Below are 11,865 nucleotides of genomic sequence, written 5' to 3' on the forward strand. Positions count from 1 at the left end.
GCCGGACGGCTCCCGGCCCTGACACAGCAGCCCGGGTTTTCCACGACTGCTGCAAGCCCCGCTCCTGTCCACAGCGGCCGCGTCACGACCCGCGTCGACGGGAACCGGTGCCTAGCGTCGGTGTGTGAGAACTCCGCGACCTGCCCAGCCCGAGGAGACCCGCGCAGACATAGCGCGGCGCAGGCTCGCCCTGCTCGTGGCCTCGTTCGACGCCACCCTCCCGCCGGTGTCCGAGGACCGACCCGAACGGTCCAGACCCGAGCGGCAGAGGGTCGAGGTCCCGCACGTCCGGGTCCTGGCAACGGTCAGCGTCGCCGCAGCGGTGCTCCTGGTGTGGTGGCTGCTCTCCGGTCGTCCCGAGGCCAGCGATCCGGTCGCGCCCCTCGCCTTCGGCCAGACCTCGGCGCCGTCCATGTCTCAGTCCACTGCGCCGTCGTCCGGGACGTCGGGTGCGACGCCCTCGACGTCCGCGACCGAGCAGCTGGTCATCGACGTCATCGGCAAGGTGCGCAAGCCCGGCATCGTCAGCGTGCCCAAGGGGTCGCGCGTGTACCAAGCCATCGAGGCGGCCGGCGGGCCCAGAGGTCGGGTCGACACCGCGTCACTGAACATGGCCCGAGTGCTGTCCGACGGCGAGCAGATCCTGGTCGGGCTCGAGCCCGCAGAGGTGCCCGGCCTGCCGTCCGGTGCCGCGGCCGGCGCCGGCGGCGGCAACGGAGCCGGTCCGGCCTCTGGCGTCGGCGCCAAGGTCAATCTCAACACCGCCACGGCCGAGCAGCTCGACACCCTGCCCGGGGTGGGGCCGGTGACGGCGAAGTCGATCCTGGACTGGCGTGAGAAGAATGGCCGCTTCGGCGCGGTCGACGACCTGCTTGATGTCAAGGGCATCGGTGATGCGACGTTGGCAGAGCTTCGCGACCTCGTCATCGTCTGATGCACGACCTGCGGCTGGTGCCGCCGGCACTCATCTGCTGGGGCGCAGCAGCCTGGTTGGTCGCGAGCGGCTCACGGATCGCCCTGGTCGTCTCCGTGGCGGCCGTCGTCGTCGCCGCAGCCGTGCTCCGGTGGTCGCCACCCCGCGCTCTGCCGATCGTGCTCGTGACGGTCTGCCTCGCGGCCGTCGCTGCGTCATGCGCCTGGCGGCTCACCGTCGTCGAGCACTCCCCGCTGACCGACCTGGCCGCCCACCACCGACTGGCCACGCTGGAGGTTGAGGTCCGGCGCGATGCCCGGACCTTCACGCATCACGGTCAGCAATCGGTCGTGGTGCAGGTGCTCGTGAGGCGCGCCGTCACGCGTGCCACCGATGTGCGGGTGCGCGACCGTGCCACGGCATTCCTCGACGGACCCGCCGACGGTCTCGTCGTCGGCCGGCGGCTGGTCCTGCTCGGCCGCCTGGCGCCCTCGGACTCCTCCGACGAGGCAGCAGTGATCGATGTCGTGCGGCGCGGTCCGGCCGACCGGGCGAGCTGGTGGTGGGAGGCCTCGGAGCACGTGCGCGAAGGCGTTCGCCGCTCGGTGTCGACAGTGCGTCCGGAGCCGCGGGCCCTGGTTCCGGCCCTCGTCGACGGTGACGACACCGGCGTGAGCGACGAGGTGGAAGAGGACTTCCGGCGAAGCGGGCTCACCCACCTCATGGCGGTGTCGGGCACCAACCTCACGATCGTGCTGGCCGTGGTCATGGTGGTGGCACGCGCAGCCGGCGTCCGTCGCCGTGGTCTGTTCCTCGTCGGGATGGTGTCGATCGTCGCTTTCGTCCTGCTGGCCCGGCCGGACCCGAGTGTCGTGCGCGCCGCCGCGATGGGCGCGGTCGGCATCGCTGCCCTCGGGTTCGGTACCCGCGGCGGCGTCCGTGCTCTCGCCATCGCTGTCATCGCGCTGGTCTTCCTCGATCCGTGGCTGGCTCGGTCGGCAGGATTCATCCTGTCGGTGTGCGCGACGGCGGGCATCCTGCTGCTCGCTCCGGTCGTTGCTCGTCCGCTCATGACCTGGATGCCCCGCTGGTGCGCGCTCGCCGTCGCGGTGCCCCTCGCAGCGCAGCTCGTGTGTACGCCAGTCATCGCCGCGATCTCCGGCCAGGTGTCCCTCGTGTCGGTCGTCGCCAACCTGCTCGCCGGGCCGGCGGTGGCTCCGGCCACCGTGGCAGGGCTGCTGGGAGGGTTCGTGGCCCTGGTATCGGTACCGCTCAGCCACGTTCCGGGGGTCGCGGCGGGTGGGTGCGCGAGCTGGATCCTGGCCGTGGGACATCGCTCGGCGTCCCTCGACGCGGCCTCGCTGGAGTGGCACGCGCCGTGGCAGGCGCTGCTGGTGGTGGTGCCGCTCCTCACCTGGGCGATCGTCCGCATCGCGCCCCGCCCGGCTGTCTTCGTGGGGCTCTCCGTCGGGTTGCTCGTGGGCGTCTGGCGACCACCGCAGACAGGCTGGCCCCCTCCCGGCTGGGCCATGGTGGCCTGCGCGGTGGGTCAGGGCGATGCCACCGTCCTGGCTGCCGGCGGCGGGTCGGCCGTCGTGATAGATGCCGGTCCCGATCCAGCCCTGGTCAGTCGCTGTCTTGACCGCCTCGACGTCCGTCGGGTGCGCCTGATGGTCTTCACCCACGCGCACGCCGACCACGTCGACGGGTGGCCCGGAGTTCGCGACGGACGACGCGTCGACCAGATCCTGGTCGGTACGACGGGAGGGCCGGGTGAGTCCGCGATCCCGCGGCACGTCGCCTCGCCCGGCGAGACGTTCAGGGTCGGCAACGTCAGCGCGCGGGTGCTGTGGCCCCACGACACGGGGTCGATGAGGGTCACCCCCGCCGACGGCTCGTCGACCAACGATGCGAGCGTCGTGCTGGCCGCCGAGGTCCGGGGCGTGCGCCTGATGCTGGCGGGTGACATCGAGCCCGATGCCCAGGACCGACTGCTGCGTGAGCATCCCGACCTGGCCGCCGACGTTCTCAAGATGCCGCACCACGGGAGCGCGCGACAGTCTGAGCAGTTCTTCGCCGCGGTGGGAGCCCGGCTCGCCACGGTCAGTGCCGGAGCCGACAACGAATACGGGCATCCGGCCGCGGCGGCACTGTCCTTGATGCGTGCGCAGGGCACCAGGTGGTGGCGCACCGACACCGACGGCGACATCGCCATCGTGCAGCGCGAAGGACGTCTTGTCGTGGTGACCCGTTGACTAGGCTGGGGGCGTGGCCACGGCATTCGGCAAGATCCTGCTCATCACCGGCAACGCCGAGTTCCTCGCCGACCGCACCCGCGCCCGTGCTGTCGCCGCCGTCACAGCCGAGCACCCCGAGTGCGAGGTGGCCGAGGCGAGCGCAACCGGCATGCAGACCGGCGAGCTCGCGGGGCTGACGAGTCCCTCGCTGTTCAGCGATGTCAGTGCGCTGGTCCTCACCGAGCTCCAGGATCTCCCCGAAGCCGCCCAGGGCGAGCTGCTCGCCTACGCGGCCAACCCGTCGCCCGATGTCACCGTCGTGCTGGTGCACGGTGGTGGCAACAAGGGCAAGGGCCTGCTCGACAAGCTGCGCAAGACCGACTGTGTCAGTGAGATCAAGGTCGAGCAGCCCAAGTACGAGCGTGACTTCGCCCGGTGGGTCTACACCGAGGTCCGCGACCTCGGCTCACGCATCGACGAGGTGGCGGCAACCCTGCTCGTCGCCTCCGTCGGACAAGACCTCAGGGCCCTCGGTGGGGCAGCCGACCAGCTGGTGTCGACCCTCGACCACGGGAGCGAGATCACGGTCGAGCACGTGCGCCAGTACTTCGGCGGACGCGCCGACGTCCGCGGCTACGAGATCGCCAACGCCGCAATCGACGGCAACATCAATGTCGCCCTCGAGCAGGCGCGGTGGGCCGAGACCGCCAAGGTGGCGCCGGTGCTCATCACCAGTGCGTTCGCCACGGGATTGCGCGCCCTCGCCAAGCTGTCGTCGGCACCCACGGGCCTTCGTGATGCCGACCTCGCCTCCACTGTCGGGGTGCCCCCCTTCCGGTTGCGCTCGATGCGTCAGCAGCTCCAGTGGTGGGAGCCCGGTGCGCTGGCCCGGGCGCTCGACGTCGTGGCGCGCGCAGATCTGGCCGTCAAGGGCGGGTCTGCGGACCCCGCCTTCGCGGTCGAGCGAATGGTGCTCCAGGTTGCGGCCCAACGGCGTCGCTGATGACCAGAGCCGTCACCTCGGTCGGACCGCAGGTCCGCACGGGTGGGCGCGTCGACGCCATCGACCTCGCGCGAGGTGTCGCCCTGCTCGCGATGATGCTGGTGCACGTGGGGCCACACTGGCTTGACGGCGGGCCGCCAGTCGGGTCCATCGTCGCGAGTGGGCGGGCCGCACCGCTGTTCGCACTCGTGGCGGGCGTCGCGCTCGCGCTCATCCACGACCGTGAGCCCGGGGGCGCCGGATCAACCCGCGCCACCGCGATCCGTGCCGTCCTGCTGGTGGCCCTCGGCCTGTCGCTGGGCTCCCTGCACGACATGCCCATCCTGGTCATCTTGCCGTCCTACGGGGTGATGATCGTCGCGGCGCTGCCGTTCCGGCGGCTGTCCACGCGTGCCGTGCTGATCCTCGCTGGGGCCTGGGCCGTCGTCGTCCCGGTGCTGCTCCTGGCTGCCCAGCGGCAGCACTCGCCGGTCTTCGCCGAGCAGGCCGAGCTCTCCGACCTGGAGCACCCGGGAGGCCTTGTCATGGAGCTCCTGGTGTGGGGCCCCTACCCCGCGGCGGTGTGGTTCGCCTACGTGCTTGCGGGCCTCGGGCTCGGACGGCTCGACCTTCGTTCGGCGGTCGTCGCCCGGCGCATGGTGCTCGTCGGCGCGGCGCTCGTGACGGTCACGCTGGCCACCGGCTGGGCCGCGATCTCCCTGGGGACGTTCGGCGACGACGGCCGCGACGGTTGGCACCTGCTGTTCCGTGTCGACGGTTACCCCTACGAGCTGCCAATGTGGAACGACCTGTTGATCGTCGGCGAGCACACGTCACGACCGCTCAACGTCCTCGGAGCCATGGGGTCGTCCGTCCTGATCGTGGGTGCCTGCGCGCTGGTGTCGACGGCCCGCATCCCGGGGGCATGGTTCGTCCTCGCGCCGGTGCGTGCTGCGGGGGCCATGACGTTGTCGCTCTACACGATCCACGTGCTGTGGTCGTGGCGGCTGCGGGTCACGTCCGACGAGCTCGCCGCTGGCCTGCCTCCGGTGGGCGGCTACGACGACTGGCTCCTGCAGGTCGTCGTCCTGTGCGCGGCCGCGGTGCTTTGGCGACGTTTCCTTGGACGGGGCCCGCTGGAGTCGGCCGTGCGGCGCCTCTCAGTGTGGGGGAGCGGTCGCTCGTCCCGCACCGCCTCCCGGGGTCTCGTGTGAGGGTCTGACCGCCGCGGGGCACGAAGAGCGCATGAAAAAAGCGCCCCGCAGGGCGCTTCTTCACTGTTCGGCATGACCGAACGCGACCGACGTCTACGTCAGAGTGACGCGGCCTTCTTGGCGATGGCCGACTTGCGGTTCGCCGCCTGGTTCTTGTGGATGACCTTCTTCGAGGCAGCTTTGTCGAGCTTCCTGGTGGCTTCGCCCGCGAGCACCTTGGCCTCGTCGGCGTTGCCGGCGTCAGCAGCCTCGGTGAAGCGACGGACTGCCGTCCGAAGGGCGGAACGCACGGACTTGTTGCGCTCACGCGCGAGCTCGTTCTGTCGGTTGCGCTTGATCTGCGACTTGATATTCGCCACGGGGCAAACCTGTTTCTCTCGAGTGGATCAGTGGTACGAAAAGTGTGAGGACGTGCTGAGCACGCAGTCGCCAACCCTACCAGCCACCGGCCCGGCCCCTCAAATCGACGGGGCACCGGACGGTCGTGCCACCACCGTTCACGAGCGGGGTGGCGCGAGTGCAGCCGGGGTGATGGGAGAATGATCCATCATGAGCGCCAACTCCAGCGACGTACCCCAGCCGGGGGCCACCGATCCCCAGATCCTACGCAACTTCTGCATCATCGCGCACATCGATCACGGCAAGTCGACGCTGGCCGACCGCATGCTGCAGCACACGGGTGTCGTGGACGGCCGCGACATGCGCGCGCAGTACCTCGACCGGATGGACATCGAGCGCGAGCGCGGCATCACGATCAAGAGCCAGGCAGTCCGCATGCCGTTCACGAAGTCCAGCGGCGACGACGCCGGCACGGTCTACGTGCTCAACATGATCGACACCCCGGGCCACGTCGACTTCACGTACGAGGTCAGCCGCAGCCTCGAAGCCTGCGAGGGCGCGGTCCTGCTGGTCGACGCGGCCCAGGGCATCGAGGCCCAAACGCTCGCCAACCTCTACCTCGCCATCGACGCCGACCTCGACATCATCCCGGTGCTCAACAAGATCGACCTGCCCGGAGCCCAGCCGGACAAGTACGCCGCAGAGATCGCCGGCATCATCGGCGGCGACCCCGATGAGGTGCTGAGGGTCTCGGCGAAGACTGGCCAGGGCGTCGAGGAGCTGCTCAATCTCATCGTCGATGAGATCCCGGCCCCGAAGGGCGACCCCGACGCCCCGCCGCGCGCGCTGATCTTCGACTCCGTCTACGACACCTACCGCGGTGTCGTCACCTACGTCCGGGTCTTCGACGGCTCGTTGAGCCACCGCGACAAGATCAAGATGATGTCGACAGGCGCGGTGCACGAGATGCTCGAGGTCGGCGTCATCTCGCCCGATCCGGTCAAGTCCAAGGAGCTCGGAGTCGGCGAGGTCGGCTACCTCATCACCGGCGTCAAGGAGGTCCGGCAGTCGCGAGTCGGTGACACCGTGACGTCCAGCATTCGTGGTGCGACCGAGCCCCTCGGCGGCTACAAGACCCCCAACCCCATGGTCTTCGCGGGTCTCTACCCCATGGACGGCGACGACTACCCGACGCTTCGCGACGCACTCGAGAAGCTCCAGCTCAACGACGCGGCCCTCGTCTACGAGCCGGAGTCGTCCGGCGCTCTGGGCTTCGGCTTCCGCATCGGCTTCCTCGGGCTGCTGCACCTCGAGATCGTGCGAGAACGCCTTGAGCGCGAGTTCAACCTCGAGCTCATCTCGACGGCGCCCAACGTCGTCTACCGCGTTGACATGGAAGACGGCACGGAGCACATCGTCACCAACCCCAGCGAGTACCCCGAGGGCAAGATCAACCAGGTCTTCGAGCCCGTCGTCCGCGCCACGGTGCTGACCCCGACCGACTACATCGGCACGATCATGGAGCTGTGCCAGGGTCGCCGGGGCCAGCTGATCGGCATGGACTACCTCTCCGAGGACCGGGTCGAGATCAAGTACACGCTGCCCATGGGCGAGATCATGTTCGACTTCTTCGACGCACTCAAGAGCCGCACGAAGGGCTACGCGTCGCTCGACTACGAGCCCACCGGTGAGCAGGCTTCCGACCTCGTCAAGGTCGACGTGCTGCTGCAGGGTGAGATCGTCGACGCGTTCAGCGCGATCGTGCACCGCGACAACTCCTACTCCTACGGCGTCTCGTTGGCGTCCAAACTCAAGGAGCTCATCCCGCGCCAGCAGTTTGAGGTGCCGATCCAGGCCGCCATCGGCGCCCGCGTCATCGCACGCGAGAACATCCGCGCCATCCGCAAGGACGTCCTCGCCAAGTGCTACGGCGGCGACATCTCACGCAAGCGCAAGCTGTTGGAAAAGCAGAAGGAGGGCAAGAAGCGCATGAAGATGGTGGGTCGCGTCGAGGTCCCCCAGGAAGCCTTCATCGCAGCCCTCTCAACCGGTGACATCGACAACTGACCTCCGCCACACCCACGGCCGGCGAGAGAGGCAGGATCGGGGCCGCTGGAGCAGCCGCAAACCCTCATCCTCGGTCCAGCACGGCGCTGAGTAGGGTCGCGGCATGGCACTGGTCGAGTCGGTCAACATCGGGCACACCGTCGACGTGCCGTGGGGTCAGCTCCGTCGCAGCGCCATCGACAAGCGGCCGGCGCAAGGGCCGGTCCACGTCAGCCGGCTCGGGGTCGGCGGCGACGAGATCGCCGACCTCCAGCACCACGGCGGCCCGATCCAGGCGGTCTCGGCGTACGCCCGTGAGGATCTCGATACCTGGGAGCTGATCCTGGGCCGCACGCTGCGGGCCGGCCAGTTCGGCGAGAACCTCACGACCCAGGGCATCGACCTCAATGCGTCCCGGGCGGGGGACCGGTGGCGCATCGGCGGTGCGCTGCTCGAGCTGTCGGGAGTACGCATCCCGTGCTCGGTGTTCCAGGGCTTCCTGGACGAGAAGCAGTGGGTCAGGCGTTTCACCCAGCAGGGCATGCCGGGACCCTACTTTCGGGTCGTCGAGCCGGGCGACATCCGGGCCGGCGACGAGATCGAGATCGTCGAGCGCCGCGACCACGAGGTGACCGTAGAGCTGGTGTTCCGGGCACTGACGACCGAGCGGCACCTGGTGCCGCAGCTCGCCGTCGAACCCAGGCTGACGGCCTTCGTCGAGCGCCGGTTGGGTGTGCGTCGCAGCGACCGCTGAAGTGACCTGTCAGTAAGTTAGGGTGATCCGCATTACAGACCGTCAGTATGCCGTCGCGAAGGACTCCACATGCCCGCTGTAGTTGCCACGCCCGAACAGCTCGCAGTCATCGAGAACCGCGCCACCAGCGTTTCCGCGATGTTCTACGACCGCGTCGAGAAGAGCGGTCCCCGGGAGGCCTACCGCTATCCCGACGAGAACGAGGTGTGGCAGTCGCTCACGTGGTCGCAGACCGGCGAGCGCGTCACACGCCTCGCCGCCGGGCTGGTGTCCCTGGGCATCGAGGCGGAGGAGCGGGTCGCGATCGCGTCAGGCACCCGAATCGAGTGGACCCTGGCCGACCTGGCGATCATGCCTGCCGGTGGCGCGACGACCACGGTCTACCCCACGACGATGTCGGGAGACGTCGCCTACATCCTGGCCGACTCAAACAGCCGGATCGTCTTCGCCGAGGACGACGAGCAGGTCGCCAAGCTGCGCGAGAAGCACTCCGAGCTCCCGTCCCTCGTCAAGGTCGTCGTCTTCGAGGGAACCTCGGACGGCGACTGGGTCATCAGCTTCGACGAGCTCGAGGCGCTGGGCGAGAAGCACCTCTCCGAGAACCCGACCGTGATCGAGGAGCGCGTCGCCGCCACGACCGGTGACTCGCTGGCGACTCTCATCTACACGTCCGGCACCACGGGGCGTCCCAAGGGCGTTCGCCTGGCCCACGACGGCTGGGTCTACGAGGGTGCCGTCATGGTCGCCGCCGGGATCCTGTCCGAGGACGACCTGCAGTTCCTCTGGCTGCCGATGGCGCACTCGTTCGGCAAGGTCCTGCTCTCCACGCAGCTCGCGATCGGCTTCGCCACCGCGATCGACGGCCGGGTGCCGCGAATCGTGGACAACCTGGCGATCGTCCGGCCGACCTTCATGGGTGCTGCACCGCGCATCTTCGAGAAGGCGTACGGCCGCATCGTCGGCATGACCGAGGCCGAGGGTGGCGTGAAGCTCAAGATCTTCACGTGGGCCGAGAGCGTCGGGCTGGAGCACTCCCGTGCCGTCCGCTCGGGCAAGACCATCTCGCCGGTCCTCAAGGCCAAGTTCGCCGTTGCCGACAAGCTGGTGTTCTCCAAGGTGCGCGACCGCTTCGGCGGCCGGGTGCGCTTCTTCATCTCCGGCGCGGCCGCGCTGTCCCCGGACATCGCGGAGTGGTTCCATGCCGCCGGGGTCCTGATCCTCGAGGGCTACGGCCTGACCGAGAACTCCGCGGGCGCGTTCGTCAACCAGCCGGACAACTTCAAGCTCGGCTCGGTCGGCACGGCGCTCCCCGGGAGCGAGGCCAGGATCGCCGAGGACGGCGAGGTCCTGATCAAGGGCCCGCACGTCATGCGCGGTTACCACAACCTCGACACCGAGAGCGCGTCGACGCTGACGGCCGACGGCTGGCTGCACACGGGTGACGAGGGCCGCATCGATGAGGACGGCTTCCTGTTCATCACGGGCCGCAAGAAGGAGCTGTTCAAGACCTCCGGCGGCAAGTACGTCGCGCCGCCACACATCGAAGGCACCTTCAAGGGCATCAGTGCCCTCACGAGCCAGATCCTGGTGCACGGCAACGACCGCAACTTCTGCAGCGCGCTCATCACCCTCGACCCCGACGCGGTCAACGAATGGGCTGCGGGCCACGGCATGTCGGGCAAGTCGTACGCCGAGGTGGTCGCGTCACCGGAGATGAACGAGGTCATCCAGGGCCAGATCGACGAGCTCAACTCCAAGGTCAACCGGTGGGAGACGATCAAGAGGTTCGCGATCCTCGACCACGACCTCAGCATCGAGTCCGGCGAGATCACCCCGAGCATGAAGGTCAAGCGCAACGTCGTCGAGGTCAACAACAAGGCGATCCTCGACTCCTTCTACGCCTGAGACCAGTACCAGCGAGGTCACTACACTGTGGCAGTGCCACTGACCGAACGACCGCCCGTCCACGTGGAGGGGCGGTCGTTCGGCGTCCCGGCTGTGCCCGAAGCCCGGCCGCTGGGCATCTACGTGCACGTGCCGTTCTGCTCGGTGCGCTGTGGCTACTGCGACTTCAACACCTACACGGCCGACGAGCTGGGCGAAGGTGCGACGCGGGCCTCGTACGCCGACACCGCGATGCGGGAGATCGAGCAGGCGGGTCTGTCGTTGGCGGGGCGGCCTCCTGCGGAGACCGTCTTCTTCGGTGGCGGCACTCCCACCCAGCTGCCGTCAGCCGATCTCGTCCGCATGCTCGACACCGTGCGGAACGCCATCGGGCTGACCGATGACGTCGAGGTCACGACGGAGGCCAACCCGGACAGCGTCACGCCCGACTCGCTGGCGACGCTGCGGGCGGGCGGCTTCACCCGCATCTCGTTCGGCGTGCAGTCGGCCGTGCCGCACGTGCTGGCGACCCTCGACCGGACGCATGACCCGGCGGGCGTGCCGCAGGCCGTCCGATGGGCTCGGGAAGCCGGCTACGAGCAGGTCAGCGTCGACCTGATCTACGGCACGCCGGGGGAGTCGATGATCGACTGGCAGACCAGCATCGACCAGGCCATCGAGCTGCAACCCGACCACATCAGTGCCTACGCCCTCATCGTCGAGCAGGGCACGGCCTTCGCCCGCAAGGTCAGGCGCGGCGAGGTCGTCATGCCCGACGACGACGAGACTGCCGACAAGTACGTGCTGGCCGACGACACCTTCTCGCGGGCGGGACTGCATTGGTACGAGCTGTCGAACTGGGCGCGCGACGAGGCGGCGCAGTGCCGGCACAACGTCCTCTACTGGCGAAGTGCCGACTGGTGGGGAGTTGGCCCGGGAGCACATTCACACGTACGTCGTGAGTCTGATTCCGTTGAGTCAGCGGGGGTTGCGGAGCGCTGGTGGAACGTCAAGCACCCGGCCGCCTACGCGCAACGCCTCGCGGCCGGCGAGTCGCCACGGCACGACGGCGAGACCATCGACGCCGCCACGGCGACTGTCGAGCGCATCATGCTCCAGACGCGCCTGCGTGCGGGCCTCGATCGCGACGCTCTGAGTGACGTGGCGAGCGCGGCTGTGCCGGGGCTCGTCGCCCGTGGGCTGATTGACGAGGTGGCCGACCGGCTGGTGCTGACGCAGGCTGGGCGCCTGCTGGCGGACGCCGTCGTGCGCGAGCTGACCGACTGACTTCTCGATCTACGGTGGAGACGAGGGTCAGTGCTGTGCGGTCACGAAGTCGATGAGCTCCTCGACCCGGCCGAGAAATTGTGGCTCGAGGTCGGCGTAGGAGTCGACCCGGCCGAGGATGTGCTTCCAGGCGCGGGCGATGTCGGCCTGGTCGGCGTGCGGCCAGCCGAGCGACTCACAGATTCCGTACTTCCACTCGGTGCCGCGGG

Annotated in this window: 10 protein-coding genes; 8 read left to right on the forward strand and 2 right to left on the reverse strand. The window is 69.0% G+C overall.

The window, feature by feature from the left end; translation table 11 throughout:
• Positions 1-124: 124 nt before the first annotated feature.
• The 4 genes from H7290_RS13190 to H7290_RS13205 are packed head-to-tail and all read left to right on the forward strand — an operon-like array spanning position 125 to position 5,346.
• Entirely contained in the window at positions 125-934 is an 810-nt protein-coding gene (locus H7290_RS13190; RefSeq protein WP_290514475.1) for a helix-hairpin-helix domain-containing protein, read from the forward strand.
• Entirely contained in the window at positions 934-3,168 is a 2,235-nt protein-coding gene (locus H7290_RS13195; protein WP_290514476.1) for a ComEC/Rec2 family competence protein, read from the forward strand. The genes H7290_RS13190 and H7290_RS13195 overlap by 1 nt, the downstream gene beginning before the upstream one ends.
• A 13-nt stretch (positions 3,169-3,181) precedes the next feature.
• Positions 3,182-4,153, forward strand: coding sequence for a DNA polymerase III subunit delta (holA, locus tag H7290_RS13200; protein ID WP_290514477.1), 972 nt, complete (start codon positions 3,182-3,184; stop codon positions 4,151-4,153).
• Positions 4,153-5,346 (forward strand): heparan-alpha-glucosaminide N-acetyltransferase domain-containing protein, encoded by a 1,194-nt coding sequence (locus H7290_RS13205; RefSeq protein WP_290514478.1) that lies wholly within the window; start codon positions 4,153-4,155, stop codon positions 5,344-5,346. The genes holA and H7290_RS13205 overlap by 1 nt, the downstream gene beginning before the upstream one ends.
• Before the next feature lie 98 nt (positions 5,347-5,444).
• Here the strand turns inward: H7290_RS13205 and rpsT are convergent, their stop codons facing one another.
• Entirely contained in the window at positions 5,445-5,705 is a 261-nt protein-coding gene (rpsT, locus tag H7290_RS13210; protein ID WP_290514479.1) for a 30S ribosomal protein S20, read from the reverse strand.
• A 190-nt stretch (positions 5,706-5,895) separates the two neighbouring features.
• Between rpsT and lepA the strand changes: the two genes are divergently transcribed.
• The 4 genes from lepA to hemW all read left to right on the forward strand — a co-directional run bounded on the left by lepA (position 5,896) and on the right by hemW (position 11,656).
• Entirely contained in the window at positions 5,896-7,752 is a 1,857-nt protein-coding gene (lepA, locus tag H7290_RS13215) for a translation elongation factor 4 (protein ID WP_290514480.1), read from the forward strand.
• Positions 7,753-7,855: 103 nt separating this feature from the next.
• Entirely contained in the window at positions 7,856-8,485 is a 630-nt protein-coding gene (locus tag H7290_RS13220; RefSeq protein WP_290514481.1) for an MOSC domain-containing protein, read from the forward strand.
• A gap of 69 nt (positions 8,486-8,554) precedes the next feature.
• Positions 8,555-10,390 (forward strand): long-chain fatty acid--CoA ligase, encoded by a 1,836-nt coding sequence (locus H7290_RS13225; protein WP_290514482.1) that lies wholly within the window; start codon positions 8,555-8,557, stop codon positions 10,388-10,390.
• A 33-nt stretch (positions 10,391-10,423) separates the two neighbouring features.
• Positions 10,424-11,656: a radical SAM family heme chaperone HemW gene (gene hemW, locus H7290_RS13230; protein WP_290514483.1), complete on the forward strand. Its 1,233-nt coding sequence runs from the start codon at positions 10,424-10,426 to the stop codon at positions 11,654-11,656.
• A gap of 27 nt (positions 11,657-11,683) precedes the next feature.
• Here hemW and H7290_RS13235 read toward each other — a convergent pair.
• On the reverse strand, positions 11,684-11,865 hold a 182-nt coding region (locus H7290_RS13235), incomplete at its 5' end, for a DUF3097 family protein (RefSeq protein WP_290514484.1).

The organism is Aeromicrobium sp., assembly GCF_014378035.1.
Taxonomy (GTDB): Bacteria; Actinomycetota; Actinomycetes; order Propionibacteriales; family Nocardioidaceae; genus Aeromicrobium.